Here is a 23,976-nt window from a genome sequence, read left to right as displayed (position 1 = left end):
AAGAAGCATTTTTTTTACACCAAATTAGTACTACGCAGTACTACTAGGAGGATTTTTATGAGAACAGTATTTTTAACGGGTGGAACAGGATTTATTGGAAAGCAATTAGTGAATGAATTAGTCAAAGAGGATGTGAACATTCTTCTTTTAGTGAGGTCGAAAAGTAAAGCAACACGCATTTTTCAAGAAAGAGGCATCTTAAAAGAGGCAGTTATGCACTTTATTGAAGGTGATTTGACGAAAATAGACTTAGGTCTAAGTGCTGAAGATAAGGAGAGGGTATTGAAAACGGATGTGATTATTCACGCAGGAGGCTCCATGGATATTCAAGCGACAACCAAAGAGGCAACTTCTGTATTTTTGAATGGCGCCAAACACATTAGTGAATTCGCTAAAAGTATTCATCAATTGAAGGGCTTGCAGCAATTTATTCATGTTGTAGGCTATATGAGTCCCTTTGATGATAAAAATAGCAAGATTGCGATAGATGTATTCAAAGAAGGAAACAAATTTTTAAAAATAAAAAATCCATATGAGAAAACAAAATTTTTAGCAGATCTTTATATCCGTCAACAGGCATCAGCAGTAGGTTATCCGCTGTCTGTCATTAATCCGCCAACTGTGGTTGGAAGTAGTAAAACAGGGAGTACAGAGCAGATAGCAGGATTAGGTTTGCTTGTGACAAGTATGCGAAGAGGGCTCATGCCAGTGATTCCTGGAGGTAAGGGATATAGGTTGCCACTGATTTCAAACGATGAGTTTGCGAAGTTTATTGTGCAGGTTTTCAAATTGGAGCAGCCGGCTATTCAAACATATACACTTGTTGATGACAAAGAGAACGATCCGAACATTGCTGAATTATTAAGTGTTATGTCGGAAAGTATGAATATGAGGGCACCAAAAATCTCTGTTCCAATGCCACTTATGAAAACAATAATGAAAAGTGGAGTAAGTAAAATAACAAACATTCCTTCTGATGGACTGAATTTTATCACAAAACGAACATTTTCAAATGGTTCGGTGAAAACCATGAGGGGGGAGATTGGTTTAAGAAGATGAGTGTCATGAACTTTTTCCCTGCCGTAGTAGCTGATCTGGATTATCGATTGATGTATCAAAATGGTGAGCATCATCATTTATTTGAGCGAACATTATGCGATAACAATACCCTTTACCAATTACACGGAGAGGGTAAACCGTTTATTTTATTACATGGTTTATTAAGTGATGGAGAGGATTTATTTCCTTTAGGGAAAGAGCTTCATGAAAAAACGGGTCGACCTGTATGGATCATGGACCTTCCAGGTTTGGGACGTTCTCCTTTTAAACGAGAAAAAAATCTTTTAAATATCTATTTGAATGTATTAAAAAAGTTATTGGAGAAAGCTACTAATGGTGCACATCTAATTGGCCATTCATTTGGTGCATATATTCTTTTGGAAGCAATAGTACAAAAGTACATAGATAAGAAGTATACAATAACTTTACTTCAGCCACCTGTTGCTAAAAAAAATGCTAAATCGATAAATCTTCCTCAATTTATAAACAAATGGACATTGAAGTTAGCAACTACTAATTTGATAGAGCGTTATTTATTAAGTAATGGATTATTTGAAAGTACGGAGAGTATCCCTGAACATTATATTGAAAAAATAAGTAAAAGTTTTACTTCTCCTAGAATTTTAAATACAACGGTTCAGCTTAATACAACGGTTCAGCTTAACAGTTTACTATCGAAAACCATTCAAGGTGATTTCAATGAAGTAACAAAGTATAATCTTCACATTATTTGGGGGGATTATGACAGAGGCTATTCTGCTCCTTCGCATCTTGGTAAGGTTGATTTTGTTCCATATGGTCATCATTTTCCTCTTAACCATCCGAGTGAAACGGCTAATTTGGTAATACAAAATAGTAGTAATAGCACAGAGAGTATGGGTTAAATACAAAGCGTGTAATATCTTACAGTCGAAAATGTATACACTTAACCAGTTGTCGAAATATATTTGACGACTGGTTATTTAGTATCGTTCTTCAGGATAAATTATAATGAACTTCCATGTTTTTTATTATAAGTAGTTAATCATACATATGCCTGGTATAAGAATTAATTAAATTGAATCTGAAAGTTATAGGTAAACTCAAATGTAATCAAAATTATCCTTTTAATTAAATTTGATATTTAAATCAAGTAAGTTGAAAGAGTTGGTGTTACTGCGTTGGAAATTATATCACTAAGTATTGGCAAAGATATGCTTAAAATCACAAAGAAGAAAGTAGCTTTTGATATAAAGTTTCAATTTATATTATACTTCGGGTATTTCCATCATGTATTTTAAAAAATGAGCTGTCTGTAGATTCTTGTCCATATACAAAAAGGGAATTATCATTCACATGACTTATCCAAACCCTCCTTCACGCCAAATAATTTTAGTTTACATAATATAAATTATAGGAAGTTATGTTTCATTGAAAAGTATACTGATAATAGTGAGACAGAATCTAAAAAAATCATCACTTATTTAATAATACCCCAAAATAATTTAAGTAACCGTTTATTAAATTTAATCACTAATAAACCATCGATATTTCAATTTACTGAGTCAAATCCAGAATTTAATTGCTTTTACTTGTTCTGCTTTTCCCCTTATTTAATATTCGCTAACCTTATCAAAATTACCTGTCGTATGTCTATCATAAAACCACCAAACTAAACACAGTTAATAATAAAAAACTGCAGTTATTCTTTCTGATTTTGGATAAATCTTATATTTATTTATCCATTATTAAGCACTCCTTCAAATATTTTTGATACTACCATATTTTTTATTCAGATAAATATTTCATTTTAAAACCATAATATAGCTCGTTCAACCGATAGTAATTTTATTTCAACCCAATAGAAAATCGTCTTCGATTGTCATATAATTATATAATTAGTTTATATTGGTTCTATTCATTTTAAAAATTAGGAGGCAATAGCATTCGAAAACAAAGAATAATTTGGGTTTCGTTAATAATCCTAGTTGTAATTTTGCTAATAATGTTGTTTACCGTAGACAGCCATTTTTTTAATGACGCTATATTTGAATTAAATCCTAGTGACATTATTGTTGTAATTACAGATACAAGAGAGCAATCGTATTATCTTGAACCAGAGGAAACAGAACGACTTAGCTCAATATTAGGTAGTCTCGAGATGAAAAAGAAGATAATTCCTAATAGACCTGCTTTTAATGAGGATGCTGTTATTATAGTCAGTTCAACTAATCCGGAAGAATCGTTTACAATCATGTTTGATTATGAAAGAAATATCATTGGAATTAACCAGTATCATAAGAATTTGAAACAATATATTTTAGAACATGATTCTGATTTATTTCTATTTGTACAGAGTTATTTAAAGGAATAATAAAGGCATAATTCCCTACCCTTTTTATGCCTTCCGAAAATGATTTTAGAACCCAATCACTGTTGAAAGATGGGATAGCATATTGAATAATACATGGAATAAGATTATTTACAAAATTGGCTCTACCTTCTACGATCAATTTTTTAATGCAGGTATGTTTTTAAAGACAAGAAAAAGGATTTTTCAAGAAGTACCTTTTCAAAGCAAACAAAAAATCTTGTATGTAGGTATTGGTACTGGTGCTGATTTAGAGTTAATCAATTATGAAAAATATGATATTACAGCAATTGATTATTCTCCTGACATGCTAGCTAAAGCAAAACGTAAATTCGAGCACTCTTCAATTAAGTTGTTAGAAATGGATGCTCAAAAAATGACTTTTGAAGATGAATCATTTGACTATATCGTAGCGAGTTTGATTCTTTCTGTCGTTCCAGATGATAATAAATGCATGCAAGAGATGATTCGAGTCTTGAAACAAGACGGGAGAATTTTAATTTTTGATAAGTTCGCACCTAAAAATCAAAAAATCTCATTTATAAAAAAACTAATTAGACCATTTATAAGCATCCTAGGAACCGATATTGGGCGTAGTTTTGAGGAATTGTTTAAGCAAAATGAACAAAGGCTCAAAATGATAAAGGATGACCCTGTTATGTTACGTGGCATGTACAGATATATTGAAGTAATTAAATGCAAATAACTACTTAAAGATACAAAAAACGTATTGAGTTATTTAACTCGATACGTTTTTATGAATGAATAAAAAAAGAGAAAAATCCCTGCTTAAATTCTTCCTGTTTTCAGTGCTCTAGCCCAATCTAAACGACCATTTTTCTGGCTTGCGCTAATGGCTTCATTAGCATTATATGGAATATGTAATTGCTCTATTAGCCAATCTTCATTTTGTTTTGTCACTATTGTATAATTAGCAAATGGTGAGCCTGATTCCATTTTGTGATAGATCGGTAATTCATCCTCGTAAGCTGGTAATCCAACACTTCCAGGATTAATAATGATTTTATTATTTGGAAGATAAACAACCCTTGGTATATGTGTGTGTGCACAAAAAATAAGCTTTTGTGGAATATCACTTACTAGATCCATAATCTTCTCCGGTTTTTTAAGGACTGATCCATTAGAGCTTATTTCCTCTAATAAATATATTTCATCATTTGTCGGTGTACCATGACAGAAATAGAAATTATCTGTTTGTAAATAAGTAGGTAAATTTGTGATCCACGTTCTAAGCTCCTCCGTTAATAAATTCTGTACATATTGCACTGTCGAATTAGACGTGTCCTGTTCTAATAAAATTCGATCACAATTCCCTTTAATACTCTGAATATTTGGTTTCCTTAAAAGATTATACGTTTCCAATGGGAATAACGGGCCATACAAGCTATCTCCTAAATTATAGATAGTTGTAATTCCTCGGTTCTGAATATCTGTTAGTACAGCTTGTAAAGCATCTTTATTTCCATGGACATCAGCTATTATAGCAATTTTCATTCCGAATACCTCTTTAGAATTGATAGTTTCATCTATTCTACCATAAAGAATAAAACCATCGTTTAAAGAAATATCCTCCAAACGATGGTTTCTAATATTATAAGCTTATTGGCTGACTAACTTTGCTGTATTTGCCTTCAAAGAATGCAAGAGGTGCGCCATCGTTCATCACAATATCCGTTACTTCCCCAATAAAGAGTGTATGATCTCCAGCTATTTGTTTGCTATGGACATTACATACGATGCTAGCTAATGCATTTTTAATAATAGGTAGTTCATTTACCCAATCAAAATCAATCGCACGCTCTTCTTTTATTTGTCCTGCAAAATGCATCGATAGATCTTTTTGTTCCTCTGATAAAATGTTAACTGTAAATTTTCCTGTAGTATTAATTTTATCTAGCATTTTTGCTTTTTCACCAATGGATATTAAGACCAGTTTAGGGTCAAGCGAAACGGACATAAATGCATTAGCCGTCATACCGTGTGCTTCCCCATCCATAACTGTTGTAATAACTGTCACCCCAGTAGCAAATTTCCCCATTGCATTTCTAAATGTTCTATCGTCCATCATATGATTTCCTCCTCAAAATTTTTCGTATTTTAACCTTCTTAAATAATTAAATATTCAGACTATAGATCGTGGATTCTGCTATTTAACAACTAGTTCTTTCTGTGGTAGTGATTGATCTACTAGGCTCTCCTCCATCACTGGCGTTTTGCGTAAAAATGTTACAGAGATAAAAGAAGCAACAGAAAGGATCGCAATAAATAGAGCGAGTGGCATCCAAGAGTTATGATAAGTACTTAGCAAAACTGTAGCAATCATAGGTGCAGTTCCACCAAACAATGCGGACCCTGCTTGATAACCAAGTGTAATGCCTGTATACCCAACATTTGTACTGAACATCTCTGTAAACATGGTGCCAATGATACTGGCAATAGAAGACCAGAGAATTCCTAAACCTATAATGGCAGCGGCATAAGCCCAAAATGTTGATTGTGTTGATAATAAATAATAGTAAGGGAAAGAAAAGACTGCGATTCCAGCTGCTCCCATCATGAAAAGGCGCTTACGCCCCAATACATCTGATATTTTCCCCATGATTGGAATACAAAATGTCGTCACAATGGTTGCAGCAGTTATAATGTTTAATGCGGTAGTCCTCGAAAAGCCTATGTGCTCTGTCGCATAGGAGATAAAAAAGGTTGTGAAAAGATAGAATGGACCTACTTCCACACATTTTGCCCCCAATGAAATGAAGACGGCTTTCCAATGGTAACGTATTGTTTCAAAAAGCGGAACCTTTACCACATTACCTTTTTGCTTTTCTTCACTGAATGCTGATGTTTCTTCTATGCCACGGCGTATCCAAAAACCAGTAATTACTAGAACTGCGCTTAGTAGAAAAGGCAGTCTCCAGCCCCACGAAAGGAATTGAGCCTCTGGTAGTAAACTGACGATTGAAATAGCCGTTGTACCAAGTAACATACCAAGAGGAATTCCCATCGCGGGGAAACTGCCATAGAAACCTCTCTTTTGTTTTGGTGCATTTTCTACTGCTAAGAGAACAGCTCCTCCCCATTCTCCACCAACTGCAATACCTTGAAGAAGTCTTAAAAACACAAGCAGAATAGGTGCAAAAATTCCAATTGTACTATAGGTTGGGAGCAAGCCTATACATACTGTGGATATGCCCATTAATAGTAATGAAACGACAAGGGTATTTTTCCTTCCGAACTTATCACCCATATGACTAAAAATCAGGCCGCCAAGAGGTCGAATAAAAAATGTGACACCAAAGGATGCATAAGCGAGTAACAAACTTACATACGGATCATGGCTTGGGAAAAACAATTTATTGAAAACAAGTGCTGCCACAGTACCATAAAGAAAGAAATCGTAAAATTCAATCGTACTGCCTACTAAACTAGCAAATAATACTTTTCGGGAACTTGCAGTTGATTTTTCATTTCCCATTCATCACATTCCCCCAACTATTTGATTTTTAATACCATTTTGTAGTTAAACTTTAATTCCAAATAGGGATACTATCCATATAAGCGACCTTGTTAAAAAATTGTACAGTCATTTCTTGATGATTTCCCTCTTTTAGCCTATCTAGTTTATTACTATTCAGTTCTACCCTGGAATCATTGGAGCCACTATGTTTTAAAAAGCCTTGAATGGTTCTATCTCCATAAGCTATTTCAACTTTATACAAGCCTGGTTTTGGCATCACATATTTCTCTTGAATATGAAACTCCATACTATTCAACTGCTGACAGATAAACAGATCTTTTGGGTAATGGGAGCTTCCCTTTATTTCATAATGCTTTCCTAAGTAATAGGGAACTAAGTGAACATCACCTTCACTTATTAATTCTCTAATCAACGTTGAGCTTATCTTGTTATCATTCGTAATTCTTTTGGGGATGACCGTTACATCAAAGGGATTGGATAAACTAGCCTTTCGTAAAAAATCTACATTTCCTTGCGCTTTACAACCAAAGGTAAAGTCAAAACCCGCGACAACATGTGTAGCATGGAGATTGATTATATATTGATTAATAAATTCACTTGCAGGAAGTGAAGCGAAAAGCAATGTGAATTCCATTACCAAAACTCTATCAACACCGAATTGAGACATTTCTTCAAGTTTAGAAGATAACGGGGTAATATATTTTCTATCTGTTTCACATTTAATAATTTCACTAGGATGAGGATGAAAAGTCATTACTGACAATTTTAACTTTTTTTTATTAGCTACTTTCTTTGCTTGCTGTAATAAATATTGGTGACCTAAATGAACGCCATCGAAAAAACCTAAAGCCATCACATGTGGTTCTTGAATGGCAACATGCCCGTTCAATGGATGTGTTAAATACAAAACTTCCACTTTGCTTCACCTTCCTTACAAGTTATATAAATGTATACTGTACTGTGTATACATTAAAGGACAATAAAAAGTGTAGGTGTTGACCAGAGGCATTTTAGATGAGATTCTTCACCCCATCTAATTAGCTTCTCTTCTATGCTTACTCTTTATTTGAGTAGTAGCGAACTTCAAAAATTTTGCAGCCATTTGGTGATTTCCAAGGTCCATGCTCCATGCCAGGAGGTCGACATGCTACCATACCAGCTGAAAATTCCTCATTCAGGCGTAAGTCGATTAAGGATCCTTCGATAATGTATAATTCTTCCCAGAAATCATGAACTTGTACACCATCTGGGGAAGTGTCTGCCCCTGCACCTAGTTCAAGAATACGTGTTGCTACTTCAGTACCTGGAATTTGTGCGATAATTCGTTGTGAGGAGCCTTCTACCGTTTTTGAAGGAATAGCCTCAAACGTTTTATAGTCAACAAATTCATGCTCTTCTTTCTCCTGATTCGCATAATAACGAACCTCGAAAATTTTACAGCCGTTTGGTGATTTCCACGGACCATGCTCCATTCCAGGTGGACGACATGCTACCATACCAGCTGAAAATTCCTTATTCAGGCGTAAATCAATTAACGACCCTTCCATAATATATAACTCTTCCCAGAAATCATGAACTTGTACGCCATCTGGGGACGTATCTACCCCTGCGCCTAATTCCAGAATACGTGTTGCCACTTCAGTACCCGGAATCTTTGCGATAATTCGTTGTGAGGAGCCTTCTACCGTTTTTGAAGCAACTGTCTCAAACGTTTTATAATTAACAAATTCATGCTCTGGTTTAATAAGCACATCAATATCTGGTTTTCCCATGTCAAACGACCTCCGCATCTGCTAAAATATGAACCTTGTAATCTAATTCGATTTTTCGGTCAGTTAAACGATCATATAATTCTGCTGAAAAACCGTCACCGTATATAAATTCTCCAGTAACAATTGGTAAGGTGCCACAAAATATCATCATATCCTCACAATAATATCCACGGTCTTCAATAATAGTTAGTAAATCTTTTGGATGTAGGAACTCACCAAGTGTTCCCGTTTGATATTCCTGTTTCACGCCATTCACCAGCATCCAACTTCTCATTTCAATGTCATCCCAGCGACTTGCAATGTCATCCAGTAACCAAAATTGTGATGAAATAGGCTTGCTGCAAACCTGTTTGGATTTTTGGATGGAGACTTTTTCAAGCTCACGATCCGTGTGATCACTGCCTAGTCCTACATACCATTGTCCTTTCACATTCATAATAACGACTTCAGCCTCACCACTACTCGTTTCTTTGACTACTGAAATAGCTGAGCTTGTCGTAATAAGATCTGTTGAAACATCGTAAATCATCGGCACTTGAGGTGGTGCTGGAACGCCAATCGCTTTTAATTCATCAATATGTTTTTTTACAGATGCCTGATCTTTTCCTGTATAGCCAGCAATAAGCAGGCGTTTAGGTGTAACCTCCATGCTCTTTCCTGAAACGATAATATTCATCAAATGTACTCCTCCTGTCTGTCTAAAACTCGATGCTTTAAATTAGGGAAAACATCACGAATGTGCGCAATTTGAGAAGGATCAATTTCTGTTTTTATTCTTCATCTCCTCCACTTGCCATTACAATTCCCCAAGGATCGACCACTTGACTATGTCCGCCTAAATGAACGCCATGCGTATTGCCTACACAATTACTCGAAATTAAGAAACATTGATTTTCTAATGCTCGAGCTGTATTAAATATTTTCCAATGCTCTAATCTAGCATGTGGCCAAGCGGATGTAACAAGAAGTAGCTCTGCTCCTAAATCTACCTGTGCACGATATAATTCAGGGAATCGTAAATCATAGCAAGTTGATAATCCAACCTTCCCAAAATCTGTATCAACTACAGTGATTTCATTACCTCTAGTAAGGATTTTCCCTTCATGGGAACCGTAGCGGAATAGGTGAATTTTTCTATACGTCCCTATTAGGTCCCCATCAGGAGAAAATAGAACACTTGTGTTATAAAATTTTCCATTATTTCTTTCTATGAAACTGCCCGCAAAAAGATAGGATTGAACTTCTTTTGCCTTTGAAGAGAATCGTTGGACAAAATCTCCATTTATTTCCTCTGATTCATCAACATATCGATCAAATGCAAAGTATCCCGTAGCCCATGTTTCAGGTAGCACAATTAAATCTTGACCTTTTAACTTATCAATCATGGATTCCACACGATCTATACGGGCGATTTTAGATTCATTCTCTTTAATCTCCATTTGGATGGAAGCAATCTTCATATTTTCAACCTCCTTTTCTCAATATTTCCTAAACTAGTTCCTCGACTTGAGTAGGAAGAGAATAACTTTCTAAAAATGTTTCCACCATTTTTACTGGCTCTTCATAGCCGTAATTTCTAAATGCGTAGCCTTTCGTTACAAATGGTGCTCCATTATAGAACAATTCGTATTGTTGATGTCTACCACCAAATTCTGAACCAATAATGTCCCATACTAACTTAAATAATTTGATTCTCTCTTCCGCACCAACCCCTGTTGAACGGATATATTGGTATATATCATCTTTCGTATCAGGATTGATCATTTCTTTATATGAGGAAGGCAATTGTAAAACACCTCCACCACAAAGCTCTCTTAAAATTCGAATAGTAGATGCATAAATAATATCCTGCTGACCAACTACACCATAAAGGAAACGTGGATCTGGTCGAGCTACCCCATTTTTATCAATCGTACAATTATATTCTGAAGCTAATAAATTACCTTCTACAGATGCTGCAATAGATGCTAATTCACCTAGCTTTTCTTGAACAGAAGGGATTTTATCAATACCATTCATTGCTGTCACTTTACGTGCTGCACCAATTAAAAACTTTAATTTGTTACTAAATCTAATTTGTGCTTGATTATTGCCTAAAACGTGAGCTGGTGTTTCATGGAACTGGGCCCTTACAATATCAATATTTTTGTAGACAAAAATATGTGACCATGGAATAAATACATCATCAAAAACAACTAACGAATCGCTTTCATCAAAGCGAGAAGACAAAGGATAATCAAATGTGCTTGGTGATTTTTCAGCGTAACTAGGTCTCGCATAAAATTTCAACCCTTTTGCATTAATCGGTAAGACAAAGGATAAAGCATAGTCTTCATCACCAGGACGTAGTGGCGTAAGACAGCTTACAAATAAGTAATCTGATACGGCTGAAGCTGTACCAAGCATTTGAGAGCCTCTTACTACAATTCCATCCTCTTTTTCTTCATAAACGCCTACAGGGAGGTATTTATCTTCTAGCTCATGAGCTGCTTTACTTCGGTCAATTTGTGGTGGAATGATAACATAGGTTACATATAAATCATGATCTCGAACATGTTTATAGAAATTTAACACATTTTCTCCAAAACCTTTTCCCCCACGTTCAAATACTTCTGGTGAACTGGCAAATGAAGCTAAAAAACTAGCGACATGGTCTGGACTTCTGCCAACAAATCCACAAGTTGCTTCAGACCATTTAGAAATGGCCAATCTACGTTCCTTTAATTCCTCACGACTTTTGGGGATCATATAGATTTTATTTGCTAGCGTTCCATCCTCAGTTTTATAAAGCATATTTTGTGATTCATCTAATGCTAAATCGTATAAACCAGCAATTGTATTTGTAATTCCTTTAAAAGCAGGATGAGTCGCTACATCTCTCACTCTTTCTCCATTTATGTAGATCGCTCTATCATCTTTCAATGCTTGTAAATACTCTTGACTTGTTCTAACCATCTTTCATTCCTCCCAATGTGTTAACTATATAGATGTTAAAGAGACAATCTTTCAGACAATCAATACCCCCATCAAGTATTTTGTATACTGTATTGTGTATACATTGATTCCTGAAATAATTCTAAAAATTACAATAATTTAATATAGACTTCACCGCAAGCGCTTTCAATAAAATAAAAAATAGGATTAGATATTCCCTAATTGAATAATTTGAAGTGACTCTAGTCAGTAGTAACTTCCTTTAACACCTCCCTTCAAAGCATTAATGGCTATTAGGAATTATCCATAACCATTAACGTTTCTTTCGTCTTTTCTAAATGATGTAAAATCATTTCAGAAGCTGCGTCAGGATTTTTTTCCTCTATAGCTTGAATAATTTGTTGGTGTTCCTCTAGCACACTTTTCATTCGTCCTGGCTGCCTAACAGCTCTTAAACCCATAAGCTGTGTTAGATTATGAAGATTCGTCAGCATTTGTTCCATAATAGTAAATTTAGCTAACTTTGTAAGTGATAGATGGAATTCATGGTCGAGTCCAATAAAACGAATCGCATCATCATTTTGCAGCGCCTCTTCCTGTTGCTCCACAATTAGCTTTAGTGATTTTAATTGATCAGGAGATGTAATGATCTGTATTAGTTTTTTTACTGCCTCTACTTCAATTGCACTTCTTAATAAAAAGACTTCCTTTTGTTCATCCTCGGTAAGTTTTTTCACAGTCATTCCTTTTCTTGGAACAGAAACAAGTAAGCCTTCCTTTATCAAGTCTTGAAGAGCAGCTCTTACCGGCGTTCTTGACGTATTTAATTTTTCGGCTAATTGAACTTCTGTAAAAATTTCATCACTAGTTATACCACCGTATAAAATAGCTTTTTTAATTTCTTTATACACTTTGTCCTGTGTTGTTTTTTCTTTTTCAATCGGCTTTAATTGTGCCCCTTCCATAATAATCCATCCTTTTTATTAAGTCTTTACCATACGAAATTAAAAAATTGAATTTATATGAATGGTTTAAACTCTTTATGTTTTATGTATACATAATACAAAATACGATTATCATAAGTCAACATCATTTTTTGTTTTTTCAGAAATTTCTGGGCAAGTGAAGCAATATCATAAAGAAAGCCCTTCTCCAGCCTACATATGTTCTAATAAACAATTAACAACGTAAACCGTGAAGGGCATGTTTGTACAAACGAAACATTTGCTAGAACATGATATTATTTAATTTTTACTATGATCTTCCCTTTAGCTCTACCAGATTCCGCATATTTCATAGCCTTTTCTGCTTCTTCAAATGAAAAAGTTCTATCAATAACTGGTTTGATGCTACCAGACTCAATCAAATCAGCAATAATACGCAATTGATCGCCACTTGGCTTCATAAATAAAAATGAGTATTGAGCATGATGTTTCTTTTCCAGTGCAGTCAACTTACGACTTGCTGCTGAAAATAACAAGGTTTTCCACCATCCTGAACCATATTCCTTGGCGAAGCGGGCATTTGGCCTGCCTGATACGGTTACAATATTTCCACCATTCTTAATAATTTTGAAAGACTTTTCTAGTGTCTTTCCTCCAAGCGTATCAAAGACAGCATCGTAATTTTTTAAAATAGCTTCAAAGTTTTCTTTCTTATAATTTATCACTTTATCTGCACCTAACGAGGTCACTAAATTGGCACCAGCTTCACTTGCCGTTGTAGCAACTGTGGCACCCATTGCTTTTGCCAGTTGAATTGCAAATGTTCCAACACCACCAGAGCCAGCATGAATTAATATCTTTTGACCTTTTTGTAATTGCATGATGTCATGTAAGGCTTGGTATGAGGTTAATCCTACTAGTGGAATCGAAGCAGCTTCTTCAAAGCTCAAATTTTTAGGCTTTAGGGCGATATCATCTTCATGAATGGAGATATATTCTGCAAAGGTACCAATTTTACTTTTCCTTGGGCGCGCATATATTTCATCCCCAACTTTAAAACGAGTTACTTTTTTGCCTACTTTTACAATAACACCGGAAAAATCATTGCCAAGGATAAGAGGCATTTTATATTGTATTAACAGCCTCACCTTTCCATCACGTATTTTGAAATCAATTGGATTAATACTAGCTGCATGAATTTCAGCGAGTACCTCAAATTCATTAATTTCAGGTGTAGGCATTTCTGCCAACCTCATTGGGGCTTTACCATATCGATCAATCACCATTGCTTTCATTGTTTATTCCTCCAAATCATCTATCGTCAATAATATTCCGTTAACAATGTCTCGATATCTAAGACAAGATTTTTTAATAACCCTAATTTTGTACGTATATCTATATAATAAAAATTTTTTGTACCTTCTTTTCGCATTAAAATAACACCAGCATCTCGTAAAATCTTTAAATGATGTGACACAGCCGGTCGAGAAAGATGTGTTTGTTCCGTGATTTCTCCTACACGCAATCCAATTTGACAATCTGTTCCCATTAAAACCAATAAAATTGATTGTCGGGTTTCATCACCAATCGCCAATAGAACCTTTTGACAATTCATAAAGTCGTCCTTAATCATGGAAAGCTGGTCCTGTTTATTCATGTATTTCGAAGCCTCCTTTATTTCATTAGTTCAATAGTTTAAGTTAATGAACGATAACTGAAAACAACAATATCGTAATGGTGTACTCTTTGCAATATTGAGAAAGAAAATCGAGACGAATCAAAGTGAGAAGGTCAATAACTTATACTCTTCCCTTATGACAATAAAAAAACACAGAAGTCACATGGACCTCTGCGTTATTTGCTTTCTTTTATAAGAGCTTTCATATCTCCAACAATAGTTTCTACTGGTACGTTTGTCGCGCCATCATAGTCTTTGACAACTGTGCCATCTGCGTTTACTAAATAATAGTTTGACATATGTATGACTTGGTCTGAGTTAGGATCATTTTTAACTAATGAATTGAATGATTTACGTGCGAATTGTTCAATGAATTTTTGTTGATAGCCTGTTAACAACTGCCATTTGCTGTCATCCACAACATTATACGTATTTAAGTAATTCGTTAATACTTCTGGCTTATCCACTTCTGGATCTACACTAAAGGCGACAATTTTATAATCCTCTAAACCCTCATCCTGAAGTGCCTGTTGGACCTCTGTCATATTAAATGTCATTGGCGGACAAATGGTCGTACAGTTTGTAAAAATAAACATGGCTAACCACGGTTTTCCCTTCAGATCATCGAGGCGTACTTGTTCATTTTTTTGATTGGTTACTGTAAAATCTTGAACCTCAAGATTTAACGTTGGCTCAAACTTGTAACCTCCGCAAGCAGCTAAAATACTACTTAAGGCTAAAACTAAAACTAGCAGTATACTTTTCTTTTTCATTTGAGTTGCCCCACTTCCCTTCATTTCATCACCTTATTTTATTCATAATACAAGCTAAATACAAGATAATGAACTTACTTACAGATCGCTTTTTGTGTAACCTGTGAACATTAACTTTTTTTGGTATATTATCATGTGAAATCTTTAAAACAAAACTTATTTTTAAAAAAATTTTTTAGAAGTTTTTTTATTATTTTTTGTTATTTCCCAAGGCATCAGATAATTGTTATATAACACAATTATCCACCTTTAGATCCTATGCAAAATTTAATCTTAAAATAATATAAAACACAATATTCTCTTTTAGGTTATTATTTTCTTCTACATTCACCTTTATTAACAACAAACTATTTTAATAATATTATTTCAATAAAAATTCATTCTCTCTTTTATACATTTTTTTCTAACAATTCCTTATTATTTCTACATTATTTCCTATGATTTAAAGTGACTAAAAATTATAAAAACTTAAAATTTAGTATTGCATTATAAGATTCTCCCTCATAAAATAAGTGAATATAACGACGAGCGAAAAAGAAATATGTCGTTTGAAACAGAAATATATAACCTTAGGGGGAATAATAATGGTGAACGTTTCAACAAAAAAACAGGCTCAGTCTATTGATTATCATGCAATAGAGGCAATGGAATCGTTTAATAGCTTTGTGAAAAAGAAAAATACGTTTCTTTTCTCGATTACTGCAGTGTTTCTAATCCTTTATATCTTGCTACCGATCCTTGCCTTCCAGCCTGTACTACAACAAAAATTCTTCGGAAATATTACGGGTGTATGGGTATATTCCGCAGGCTTATTTATCATGACCATTGTGCTTTGTACAGTATATGTAAAAAAAGCGGCTTCATTCGATAAAGCTGCAGCTGCTGTGCTCGAAGAATATCATGCGAAGGGAGAAAATAAATGAACATTGTATCTATCGGCTTCTTTCTAGCTATTGTCGGCTTAACACTTGTGGTTACTTATATTGCAGCAATGCGTACGTCCTCTGCAGCTGATTTCTATACAGCTGGTGGTGGTTTAAAGGGGTGGCAAAATGGCTTTGCGATTGCTGGTGACTATTTATCTGCCGCAGCTTTCCTTGGGGTGTCTGGTGCGATTGCCTTAACAGGTTTTGATGGTTTCTTCTTCTCTGTAGGCTATGTAGTGGCAAATTTAGTGCTACTTTATGTCATTGCTGAGCCTATGCGTAATTTAGGACGCTATACATTAGCAGATATGTTAACGGCTCGTTTTAATGAAAAACGTATCCGTGGTGTAGCTGCGTCAGGCACTATTATTATTGTCATTCTTTATATGATTGCACAGCTAGTAGGTGCCGGTGCATTAATTAAACTATTGTTTGGAATTGAGTACTGGATTGCTGTGTTAATTGTCGGCGTTATGATGACAACTTATGTTTTGTTTGGTGGAATGACTGCGACTTCTTGGGTACAAATCATTAAAGCTAGCTTATTATTATTTGGGACAGGTCTTTTAGCCGTATTAGTATTAGTGAAATTTGACTTCTCTCTTATGAAAATGTTTGACACAATTGCCGTAGATCATGGTGAGGAATTCCTTGTACCCGGAATAAAATACACAAGTACTATTGATTCTGTTTCTATGATGATGGCTTTAGTTTTAGGAACGTCTGGCTTACCTCATATTTTAATGCGTTTCTTTACAGTCAAGGATGCCAAGACAGCACGTGCATCAATTTCTTGGACAACTTGGATTACAGCTATTTTCTTCTCATTAACGATTTTCCTAGGGTTTGGTGCATTAAACTTTGTTGGGCTTGATCAAATTCTTGCTGAAAGTAAGGCTGGTAACACGGCTGCCCCACTACTTGCCCATTATTTAGGTGGCGATGTATTGATGGCATTTATCGGTGCCGTAGCGTTTGCGACTATTTTAGCCGTTGTTTCAGGTTTAGTGTTAACTGGGGCGTCTGCGATATCTCATGATATTTATGGAGAAATCATGAAAGGAGGTAAATTAACAGAAAAGCAACAAGTGGTAGCTGCCCGTACTGGCTCCATTTCGATTGCCATTGTATCTATAATTCTTGCATTATTCGCTCAAAGCTTAAATGTTTCATTCTTAGTGTCCTTTGCCTTTTGTATCGGTGCTTCAGCCAATCTACCTGTTATCCTTTATACAATCTATTGGAAGAAATTTAATTCTACAGGTGCTGTAACGGCAATGGTAACAGGATTAGTATCTTGTTTAATTTTAGGAGCGATGGGACCAAATGTGTGGAGCCCAGTTGAAGGTGCTGCAATCTTTGTAGGACAACCACTTGTCCCACTTGCGGTTCCAGCTATCATTACCATTCCTCTAGGCTTTGTTGCTGGATATCTAGGTACAGTTCTTTCTTCAAGTAAAGTACCACAGGAAGAGGCAGAACGTATTTATAAAGAAATTCGCGTGAAAGCGAATACGGGTGTGTCAGTATCGGACATTTCTCATTAATATTTATACACCTCTCTTATAATGAATCTCAATTCAAAAAGTGCAAAAAAATAGGCAAAAAATTCGATTTTTGGTCGAGTTTTTCGCCTTTTTTGTTATTCGATATCTACCAATTTATTTATCGAACAATACTATTCCTCTTCCAAAAAACAGAAAAAATCCAATTTCCACTAGGTGAATAGTGTTTATTTTTAGTAAAAAAAACGAGATTTTTTTGTAAATTTACCCTCCTTTTTTTATCAAGAATCTAGATTTCTCTTTACTTCATTTATTTATCTGAATTTTCTAAAACCCTTTATACCCTTGACTTTGTGCCATTTTTTCTCTCCTAGGACTATTTTCAGAAAAATTTTTTTTACATAATTTTTCTGAAATGTATTGCAATTTTGTGAACTGTTTCATAAAATGAAAATGTGAATTCACTAAACTAGCAAATTTTAGTCTTGAGGCAGAAAAAATATACACAAAATGGGGAATGTTAATGGCGAACAATCAAGCGAAAAAAGGTGTCGTGATTGACTATGATGCAATTGCTAACCAAGAATCATTTAAGGCTCTTGTACGAAGAAAGAACTCTTTTCTTTGGTCTATAACTGCCATATTTTTATTGGCCTACATGATGTTACCAATTCTGACATCATACACGGAAATTCTACACCAAAAGGCATTTGGGGAAATTACTTGGGTGTGGATCTATTCTGCAGGGCTATTCATCATGACATGGGGGTTATGTCATTTATATGTAGCGAAAGCAAACAGTTTTGATAAAGAAGCAAAAGCGATCATCGCTGAATATGAAAACGGAGGTGGCCGCCTATGAGTAATGGAATGAGCTTTACAGCCATATTCTTCTTCGTAGCCATTGTTGGTTTAACTTTAGTTATTACATGGTGGGCTTCTAAACGTACATCTTCAGCAAGTGATTTCTACACTGCTGGTGGTGGCTTAACAGGCTGGCAAAATGGACTAGCTATCGCTGGTGACTATCTATCAGCAGCCTCTTTCCTAGGTATCGCTGGTGCAGTAGCATTATTTGGATTTGACGGATTCTTCTTCTCTATTGGTTATTTAGTAGCTTACTTAGTGGTGTTATACATCGTAGCTGAGCCATTACGTAACTTAGGGAAATTTACATTAGCTGACATGATTACAGCGCGTTTCAATAACGCAAAAGTACGTGGAACAGCTGCTTTAAGCACTATTACAATTGTTTTATTCTACATGATTGCACAACTAGTTGGTGCAGGAGCACTTATTCAATTACTTTTAGGAATCGACTATTGGATCGCCGTATTAATCGTTGGTTTCATGATGACAACTTACGTACTATTCGGTGGTATGACTGCAACATCTTGGGTACAAATCATTAAAGCTTGTCTTTTAATGTTAGGTACAGTAATTATCTCGTTCTTAGTATTAAAAGAGTTCGGCTTCAGTATATCTACAATGTTCAAAGAAATGACAACAGCTACTGATAGTGGTGCTGCTTATTTAAACCCAGGTCTAAAATATACGGATGGACTTGATACTATCTCAATGCTTATTGCGTTAGTATTAGGGACTGCGGGGCTACCACATATCTTAATGCGTTTCTTCACAGTAAAAGACGCACAAACAGCTCGTTCTTCGGTTATTTGGGCAACTTGGATTGTAGGTATCTTCTATGTTCTAACTATTTTCTTAGGTTTCGGTGCAGCAGCATTCGTTGGGAAAGAAGACATTATCGCGGCAAACGCTGCTGGTAACATGGCTGCCCCACTTCTTGCAGAAGCACTTGGTGGCGATATTCTATTCTCATTTGTTTGTGCGGTAGCATTCGCAACAATTCTTGCAGTAGTAGCAGGTCTTGTACTGTCAGGTGCATCTGCCCTATCACATGATATTTATGGACAAATTATTAAAAAGGGTAAAATTACAGAAAAAGAGCAAGTTCTTGCAGCTCGTATTGGTTCGATTACAATTGCTGTTATTTCTATCCTATTAGCGCTTGGTGCACAAACATTAAACGTTGCATTCTTAGTATCTCTAGCATTCTGTATTGCAGGATCTGCTAACCTTCCAGTTATCATTTACACAATTTATTGGAAACGCTTTAATACAGCTGGTGCTGTAACAGCGATGTTAACAGGTTTAATTTCAGCATTAGTATTAGTAGCTATTTCACCAAACGTGTGGAATCCAGTTGAAGGTAAGGCAATTTTCGTTGGTGAACCATTAATCATGTTAACGAATCCTGCTTTAATTTCTGTACCACTTGGTTTCCTTGGTGGCTTTATTGGCACATTACTATCTAAAGAAAGTGATGAGTCGAAATATCGTGAAGTAGACGTGAAAGCTAACACAGGTATTTCTGTACAGGACGTATCTCACTAATACCATGAGAACCTCGTAAGTATCTTGCTTACGAGGTTTTACTTTTTCTCCCCTATTCGCTACTATAATGTTAGAAAGGATTGGAGGGTAAATGTATGTCACAATCTAAAGCTAAAAAGCAACGAATGCATGTTAAACGGACAGTAGGCAAGGATGTTGAAAAAAATCGACAATCGATCTCCTTTAGTACACATGAACGTGTAACAAAAACAAAGAATGAAAAATTAGAGCATGATTACTCAAAACATAAAAAGCAGTATAAGGACGACTAATTCGTACCCTATACTGCTTTTTTCTTAACTTTAATGCAGAAGAACTATTAAAGCTGATAGAAGTTCTTAGTATTTTCACTAATGATTTTAGCCGCTTCCTGTGTTGACAGCCCCTTAATATGCGCGATCACCTCAATCGTCGAATGCATCATCCACGGAGATGTTCGCTTATTCGTAAATGGACCTTCAAACGGCCAAGGACCGTCTGTTTCTACCATCATGAGTTCAATAGGGTACGTTTCAATCAACTGTTGAATTTCTTTTTCATACAAACAATCAGGGGTGATGGAAATAAAATAACCATGCTGAATCATGCGTTTCACTACAGTTTCATCCCCATTAAACCAATGAAAATGAGCTTGATGAAACTGATGCTTTTCAAGCAAATCACATACGATGGCAGCGTCCTCATAGACAGCATGTAAGATAATCGGCTTGTTAAGTTCCTTTGCCAAAACAATAAAACGCTCTAATAGCACCACGTAAGGACGGTCATCAATAGCATGTTCTTGCCTTAAATAATAAGGAAGGCCAACCTCTCCAACAGCGACCATTTCATCTGCATGACAACGAATCCAATCAAATAGTGCATCCTCTTCACATTGACTTGGTAAAGACTGTTCAGGATGAAAGCCAAAAGCTACCTTAACTTGAGGATAGCTGTTTGATAAATGCAACGTCCTTTGGCATGATGTCAAATGCATGCTAATCGCAATGACAAAATCGGCATCTTCTAGCAAAGTTGGAATCTCCTCATCTTTATACTGATCTAAATGAATATGAGCATCAATCAGCATGCATATCACCCTTTTCTTCTTGTAAATACATAAATAATTGTTGCTTTAAGGCTGTAAATGCAGCAGAATGACGAATTTCCTCTCGGCGAGGTCTAGCAAACGGTACGATCATTTCCTTTTTAACCGTTGCAGGCCTTTTCGTTAAGACTAATATTCGATCTGCCAAAAAGAGAGCCTCTTCTATACTATGCGTAACAAATAGAATAGATTTCCGGTACTCTTCCCAGATAGATAAAAGCCATGCCTGCATTTCCAATCTCGTAAATTCGTCTAGCGCCGAAAAGGGTTCATCTAAGCATAAAATGGGCTTATCACTGACTAAGGCACGTATGAAGGAGACTCGCTGCTGCATGCCGCCTGACAGTTCATTTGGATAGGCATCGATAAAGGACCCAAGACCAACCTTTTCTAGCCATTCCTTGGCACGTTCGACGTTTGGTTTACGCTGTAATTCCTCCACGATGGTAACGTTCTCTAAGATGGTACGCCAAGGCAATAGACAAGGCTGCTGGGGCATATAGCCAATCGTCCCTCTCTTTTGCTGTAAATCCTCTCCATTTAATAAAATGGCCCCATGATCGATTGAAGAGACACCACCTATTAATTGAAACAACGTACTTTTACCACTTCCTGAAGGACCCACAATAGCTACAAACTCGCCATCCTTAACCTCAAAGGACAGATCTTCAAGGACTTGCAGGGCATCAAAGGATTTACTGATGTTTTGAATGCTGAGCATGGTTGCCTCTCCCCTTCACCATGATTTTTTCTATAAATCGTATACTGCTAAACAACAGTAAGCTTAACAAAACAATGGCAAAAATCGCGACAAATACACGATCCGTGCGAAAGGAGGATTGAGCTAAGGTCATATATACGCCAATACCCTTTTTCGCACCAAGCCACTCTGCAATGACAGCACCCATGACACTGTATGTAGCAGCGATTTTAACGCCTGAAAATATAGCAGGATATGCATGCGGCCATTCCAATTTCCAAAAAGTTTGCGAAGTTGTCGCACCAATCATCGCAAAATAGTGCTTTAATTCAGGTGAAGTTTGACGAAATCCGTCCATGGCCGCAATGACTATCGGGAAAAAGCACACAAGGCAAATAATAATGAGCTTTGGTAATAAGCCAAAGCCAAACCATATTATGAGGAGCGGTGCTAAGACAAGTATTGGGATATTTTGCGACATGATCAAAATCGGATAAAACAACTCCCGAATAAACAAAAATCGATGCAACACAATAGCTACCGTTAATCCACAACCAATACCAATAGCAAGACCTAATATGGCCAATTGCACCGTAGCCAAAGCATGTGGTAAAAAGGTTGGATACGACTGAAAGCCTTCCATCAGAATACGACTTGGTGCAGGTAGAAGCCAATGGGGAACTTCAGCCACATGCACGACTAGTTCCCAGATGAATAAGAGGAAGGCGATAAAGATGATCGTCCTTCCCTTTTGAAACGCTTGTTTCATTACTGATATTTCTCCGTTAATGTATCCATGGTAATACCAGTTGGCTGATAGAGTATTTTCACTTGTGTAATCACATTAATAGCACCAAGCTCTATCATCTTGTCATTCATTTTCTCAATAAGTTGAAGCAATGTTGACAGCTCACCTTCCATCGTCGTTTCTAGCGGATGTACTTCATATTTCACACCAGATGCATCAATCACAGCAATGGCTGCATCCACATAAGGAATGACATCCTCATATTTCTCTGTTTTCGGGATAATTTGGACACTGATTAATGAATTTGCCATTTATTTGGCCTCCTTTTTAGGTAAGAAATCATTCGTAAAGGCTTGCTTTGCATCAAACTCGCCCTCTAATACCTTGTTGCTAGACATCCAATTAGCATAGTTTTCCCATACAGAAAGCTTTTGCTCTCCCCATTGCTTCGCATCGTCCTGATATTTATCAGCTAACCATTCTTGACTTTTATGCACTAAATCTTTATCTAAGTCAGGTGCCGCTTCTAGTAAAATATCTGCAGCCTCACTCGGATGCTCGATTGCGTATTCATAACCTTTAGAAGCAGCTGCAACAAAGGCTTTTACAACATCAGGATTGTCCTTTATCATTTTTTCATTAGTAGCCAATACAGGCGTATAATAATCCAACTGATCACTATAATCCGTTAAATACAACATATTAATCTTTTCCCCACGAAGCTCTGCCTCAATACCTGTCCATGCATAATAAATCCACGCAAAATCAATATCTTTTTCCATCATCGTGAAGAAATCTAAATCACCTGCATTGACAATATCTAATTGATTAATATCGGCATTTTCTGTTTGCATTAACGATTGGAGTACCGCTTGCTCTAGTGGGGCTCCCCAACCGCCATAAGTTTTACCTTCGAAATCCTTTGGTGAGGTAATCCCTTTAGAAGCAATCGAAGCAAAGCCCGATGTATTATGCTGAATGATGGCGGCAATCGAAACAAGTGGTACATCCTGGACACGTGCCTGTGTGATGCCTTCCTGATAGCTTACCCCAAATTCTGCCTTACCAGAAGCTACAAGCTGATCTGCTCCCGCTTCCCCTGGCATCATAATATCAACATCTAAGCCTTGTTCCTCAAAATAACCAAGCTTTTTCGCGACATACAGCCCTGTATGATTTGTATTCGGAGTCCAATCCAGTACTACTGACACCTTTTTTAGCTTATCAGTTGCCTGCTTGTCCTCCTTGTCACTACAGCCCACTAATGTTACAAGTGCAGCCAATAGAATAAATAACCATTTTTTCATGCTAGGTCCTCCCAGTTTGTAATATGAAAGTGTTCATAAAGGAATGCGTGTCACCAGAAAGAAAGCGTAAATACGATGGGCAAGAGGTGTTTGAAAATATAAAAAAACGCCTAGGATTCCTCCCAGACGTAAATTGCAATCAATCTTCAAAACTTTGCTTTTTTGAATAGATGTTCCCTACGCTGGTACGAGCCAAATCAGGTTCAAAGGGTCAGCGTCTATCGGACACAATCTCAGCTAGCAACTACTAGCCCCCCTACATTCTTTCGCTATGAACTT

Annotated in this window: 23 protein-coding genes, 1 pseudogene and 1 riboswitch; of the genes and pseudogenes, 7 read left to right on the top strand and 17 right to left on the bottom strand. The window is 36.2% G+C overall.

Annotated elements, in window-relative coordinates; all coding sequences use genetic code 11:
• Window positions 1–57: 57 nt before the first annotated feature.
• Together SJW71_RS11810 and SJW71_RS11805 are read left to right on the top strand one after the other, a co-directional pair.
• Window positions 58–1,943 (top strand): annotated as a pseudogene (locus SJW71_RS11810) (alpha/beta fold hydrolase).
• A gap of 1,551 nt (window positions 1,944–3,494) precedes the next feature.
• The gene (locus SJW71_RS11805) at window positions 3,495–4,115 is read left to right on the top strand and encodes a class I SAM-dependent methyltransferase (protein ID WP_274793173.1); all 621 of its coding nucleotides are present in this window, start codon (window positions 3,495–3,497) and stop codon (window positions 4,113–4,115) included.
• Window positions 4,116–4,198: 83 nt separating this feature from the next.
• Here the strand turns inward: SJW71_RS11805 and SJW71_RS11800 are convergent, their stop codons facing one another.
• The 12 genes from SJW71_RS11800 to SJW71_RS11745 form a co-directional block, all read right to left on the bottom strand.
• Complete coding sequence (locus tag SJW71_RS11800; protein WP_431810898.1) at window positions 4,199–4,924, bottom strand: metallophosphoesterase family protein; 726 nt, start codon at window positions 4,922–4,924, stop codon at window positions 4,199–4,201.
• A 97-nt stretch (window positions 4,925–5,021) separates the two neighbouring features.
• Window positions 5,022–5,495: a flavin reductase family protein gene (locus tag SJW71_RS11795; protein WP_274797328.1), complete on the bottom strand. Its 474-nt coding sequence runs from the start codon at window positions 5,493–5,495 to the stop codon at window positions 5,022–5,024.
• Window positions 5,496–5,576: 81 nt separating this feature from the next.
• A complete protein-coding gene (locus tag SJW71_RS11790; protein ID WP_431810897.1) occupies window positions 5,577–6,905 on the bottom strand; it encodes an MFS transporter in 1,329 nt (442 codons plus the stop codon).
• Window positions 6,906–6,957: 52 nt separating this feature from the next.
• Window positions 6,958–7,824, bottom strand: coding sequence for an adenylyltransferase/cytidyltransferase family protein (locus SJW71_RS11785; RefSeq protein WP_431810896.1), 867 nt, complete (start codon window positions 7,822–7,824; stop codon window positions 6,958–6,960).
• Window positions 7,825–7,963: 139 nt separating this feature from the next.
• Window positions 7,964–8,680, bottom strand: a complete 717-nt coding sequence (locus tag SJW71_RS11780; RefSeq protein WP_322605167.1) for a hypothetical protein — start codon at window positions 8,678–8,680, stop codon at window positions 7,964–7,966.
• Between the two features lies 1 nt (window position 8,681).
• The gene (locus SJW71_RS11775) at window positions 8,682–9,356 is read right to left on the bottom strand and encodes a DUF2848 family protein (protein ID WP_274797329.1); all 675 of its coding nucleotides are present in this window, start codon (window positions 9,354–9,356) and stop codon (window positions 8,682–8,684) included.
• A 94-nt stretch (window positions 9,357–9,450) separates the two neighbouring features.
• The gene (locus SJW71_RS11770; RefSeq protein WP_431812186.1) at window positions 9,451–10,140 is read right to left on the bottom strand and encodes a carbon-nitrogen family hydrolase; all 690 of its coding nucleotides are present in this window, start codon (window positions 10,138–10,140) and stop codon (window positions 9,451–9,453) included.
• 28 nt (window positions 10,141–10,168) lie between these two features.
• Window positions 10,169–11,635, bottom strand: a complete 1,467-nt coding sequence (locus SJW71_RS11765) for a 4-hydroxyphenylacetate 3-hydroxylase family protein (protein ID WP_274793179.1) — start codon at window positions 11,633–11,635, stop codon at window positions 10,169–10,171.
• A gap of 272 nt (window positions 11,636–11,907) precedes the next feature.
• Window positions 11,908–12,579 (bottom strand): GntR family transcriptional regulator, encoded by a 672-nt coding sequence (locus tag SJW71_RS11760; protein WP_274793180.1) that lies wholly within the window; start codon window positions 12,577–12,579, stop codon window positions 11,908–11,910.
• A 275-nt stretch (window positions 12,580–12,854) separates the two neighbouring features.
• Complete coding sequence (locus SJW71_RS11755) at window positions 12,855–13,853, bottom strand: NADP-dependent oxidoreductase (protein ID WP_274793181.1); 999 nt, start codon at window positions 13,851–13,853, stop codon at window positions 12,855–12,857.
• A gap of 26 nt (window positions 13,854–13,879) precedes the next feature.
• Window positions 13,880–14,215: an ArsR/SmtB family transcription factor gene (locus SJW71_RS11750; RefSeq protein WP_431812185.1), complete on the bottom strand. Its 336-nt coding sequence runs from the start codon at window positions 14,213–14,215 to the stop codon at window positions 13,880–13,882.
• A 197-nt stretch (window positions 14,216–14,412) separates the two neighbouring features.
• A complete protein-coding gene (locus SJW71_RS11745) occupies window positions 14,413–15,009 on the bottom strand; it encodes an SCO family protein (RefSeq protein WP_431812184.1) in 597 nt (198 codons plus the stop codon).
• Between the two features lie 584 nt (window positions 15,010–15,593).
• Between SJW71_RS11745 and SJW71_RS11740 the strand changes: the two genes are divergently transcribed.
• From SJW71_RS11740 to SJW71_RS11720, 5 genes are all read left to right on the top strand, one after another.
• Window positions 15,594–15,932, top strand: a complete 339-nt coding sequence (locus SJW71_RS11740; protein ID WP_274793184.1) for a DUF485 domain-containing protein — start codon at window positions 15,594–15,596, stop codon at window positions 15,930–15,932.
• The gene (locus SJW71_RS11735) at window positions 15,929–17,482 is read left to right on the top strand and encodes a solute symporter family protein (protein ID WP_322605170.1); all 1,554 of its coding nucleotides are present in this window, start codon (window positions 15,929–15,931) and stop codon (window positions 17,480–17,482) included. Before SJW71_RS11740 ends, SJW71_RS11735 begins: the two co-directional genes overlap by 4 nt.
• A 481-nt stretch (window positions 17,483–17,963) precedes the next feature.
• Window positions 17,964–18,302 (top strand): DUF485 domain-containing protein, encoded by a 339-nt coding sequence (locus SJW71_RS11730; RefSeq protein WP_274793186.1) that lies wholly within the window; start codon window positions 17,964–17,966, stop codon window positions 18,300–18,302.
• 8 nt (window positions 18,303–18,310) lie between these two features.
• Window positions 18,311–19,855 (top strand): solute symporter family protein, encoded by a 1,545-nt coding sequence (locus tag SJW71_RS11725; protein WP_274797330.1) that lies wholly within the window; start codon window positions 18,311–18,313, stop codon window positions 19,853–19,855.
• Between the two features lie 95 nt (window positions 19,856–19,950).
• A complete protein-coding gene (locus SJW71_RS11720; protein WP_274793187.1) occupies window positions 19,951–20,127 on the top strand; it encodes a hypothetical protein in 177 nt (58 codons plus the stop codon).
• A 47-nt stretch (window positions 20,128–20,174) separates the two neighbouring features.
• Here the strand turns inward: SJW71_RS11720 and SJW71_RS11715 are convergent, their stop codons facing one another.
• Genes SJW71_RS11715 through SJW71_RS11695 form a run of 5 tightly spaced genes read right to left on the bottom strand, consistent with a single transcriptional unit; the run spans window position 20,175 to window position 23,697 of the window.
• Window positions 20,175–20,924: a TatD family hydrolase gene (locus tag SJW71_RS11715; protein WP_431812183.1), complete on the bottom strand. Its 750-nt coding sequence runs from the start codon at window positions 20,922–20,924 to the stop codon at window positions 20,175–20,177.
• Window positions 20,914–21,663 (bottom strand): ABC transporter ATP-binding protein, encoded by a 750-nt coding sequence (locus SJW71_RS11710; RefSeq protein ID WP_274793189.1) that lies wholly within the window; start codon window positions 21,661–21,663, stop codon window positions 20,914–20,916. The genes SJW71_RS11715 and SJW71_RS11710 overlap by 11 nt, the downstream gene beginning before the upstream one ends.
• Window positions 21,638–22,411 (bottom strand): ABC transporter permease, encoded by a 774-nt coding sequence (locus SJW71_RS11705; RefSeq protein ID WP_274793190.1) that lies wholly within the window; start codon window positions 22,409–22,411, stop codon window positions 21,638–21,640. Before SJW71_RS11705 ends, SJW71_RS11710 begins: the two co-directional genes overlap by 26 nt.
• The gene (locus SJW71_RS11700) at window positions 22,411–22,701 is read right to left on the bottom strand and encodes a thiamine-binding protein (protein WP_274793191.1); all 291 of its coding nucleotides are present in this window, start codon (window positions 22,699–22,701) and stop codon (window positions 22,411–22,413) included. The genes SJW71_RS11705 and SJW71_RS11700 overlap by 1 nt, the downstream gene beginning before the upstream one ends.
• Window positions 22,702–23,697 (bottom strand): ABC transporter substrate-binding protein, encoded by a 996-nt coding sequence (locus SJW71_RS11695; RefSeq protein WP_312506690.1) that lies wholly within the window; start codon window positions 23,695–23,697, stop codon window positions 22,702–22,704. It lies immediately after the preceding gene.
• 157 nt (window positions 23,698–23,854) lie between these two features.
• A riboswitch (TPP riboswitch) is annotated at window positions 23,855–23,965 on the bottom strand.
• Between the last annotated feature and the right edge of the window lie 11 nt (window positions 23,966–23,976).

The organism is Lysinibacillus sp. FW12, assembly GCF_050817245.1.
Classification (GTDB): domain Bacteria; phylum Bacillota; class Bacilli; order Bacillales_A; family Planococcaceae; genus Lysinibacillus; species Lysinibacillus irui.
The sequence above is the reverse complement of the archived record's forward strand: the minus strand, read 5'-3'. Positions and strand labels throughout refer to the sequence as shown.

Excerpts from the sequence above, each read along its gene's own strand:
- SJW71_RS11705 (WP_274793190.1), bottom strand. The coding sequence starts at position 22,411 with ATGAAACAAGCGTTTCAAAAGGGAAGGACGATCATCTTTATCGCCTTC.
- SJW71_RS11710 (WP_274793189.1), bottom strand. The coding sequence starts at position 21,663 with ATGCTCAGCATTCAAAACATCAGTAAATCCTTTGATGCCCTGCAAGTC.
- SJW71_RS11790 (WP_431810897.1), bottom strand. The coding sequence starts at position 6,905 with ATGGGAAATGAAAAATCAACTGCAAGTTCCCGAAAAGTATTATTTGCT.
- SJW71_RS11695 (WP_312506690.1), bottom strand. The coding sequence starts at position 23,697 with ATGAAAAAATGGTTATTTATTCTATTGGCTGCACTTGTAACATTAGTG.
- SJW71_RS11700 (WP_274793191.1), bottom strand. The coding sequence starts at position 22,701 with ATGGCAAATTCATTAATCAGTGTCCAAATTATCCCGAAAACAGAGAAA.
- SJW71_RS11770 (WP_431812186.1), bottom strand. The coding sequence starts at position 10,140 with ATGAAGATTGCTTCCATCCAAATGGAGATTAAAGAGAATGAATCTAAA.
- SJW71_RS11800 (WP_431810898.1), bottom strand. The coding sequence starts at position 4,924 with ATGAAAATTGCTATAATAGCTGATGTCCATGGAAATAAAGATGCTTTA.
- SJW71_RS11740 (WP_274793184.1), top strand. The coding sequence starts at position 15,594 with ATGGTGAACGTTTCAACAAAAAAACAGGCTCAGTCTATTGATTATCAT.
- SJW71_RS11725 (WP_274797330.1), top strand. The coding sequence starts at position 18,311 with ATGAGCTTTACAGCCATATTCTTCTTCGTAGCCATTGTTGGTTTAACT.
- SJW71_RS11755 (WP_274793181.1), bottom strand. The coding sequence starts at position 13,853 with ATGAAAGCAATGGTGATTGATCGATATGGTAAAGCCCCAATGAGGTTG.
- SJW71_RS11795 (WP_274797328.1), bottom strand. The coding sequence starts at position 5,495 with ATGGACGATAGAACATTTAGAAATGCAATGGGGAAATTTGCTACTGGG.
- SJW71_RS11715 (WP_431812183.1), bottom strand. The coding sequence starts at position 20,924 with ATGCTGATTGATGCTCATATTCATTTAGATCAGTATAAAGATGAGGAG.
- SJW71_RS11720 (WP_274793187.1), top strand. The coding sequence starts at position 19,951 with ATGTCACAATCTAAAGCTAAAAAGCAACGAATGCATGTTAAACGGACA.
- SJW71_RS11780 (WP_322605167.1), bottom strand. The coding sequence starts at position 8,680 with ATGGGAAAACCAGATATTGATGTGCTTATTAAACCAGAGCATGAATTT.
- SJW71_RS11735 (WP_322605170.1), top strand. The coding sequence starts at position 15,929 with ATGAACATTGTATCTATCGGCTTCTTTCTAGCTATTGTCGGCTTAACA.
- SJW71_RS11745 (WP_431812184.1), bottom strand. The coding sequence starts at position 15,009 with ATGAAAAAGAAAAGTATACTGCTAGTTTTAGTTTTAGCCTTAAGTAGT.
- SJW71_RS11765 (WP_274793179.1), bottom strand. The coding sequence starts at position 11,635 with ATGGTTAGAACAAGTCAAGAGTATTTACAAGCATTGAAAGATGATAGA.
- SJW71_RS11750 (WP_431812185.1), bottom strand. The coding sequence starts at position 14,215 with ATGAATAAACAGGACCAGCTTTCCATGATTAAGGACGACTTTATGAAT.
- SJW71_RS11730 (WP_274793186.1), top strand. The coding sequence starts at position 17,964 with ATGGCGAACAATCAAGCGAAAAAAGGTGTCGTGATTGACTATGATGCA.
- SJW71_RS11775 (WP_274797329.1), bottom strand. The coding sequence starts at position 9,356 with ATGAATATTATCGTTTCAGGAAAGAGCATGGAGGTTACACCTAAACGC.
- SJW71_RS11760 (WP_274793180.1), bottom strand. The coding sequence starts at position 12,579 with ATGGAAGGGGCACAATTAAAGCCGATTGAAAAAGAAAAAACAACACAG.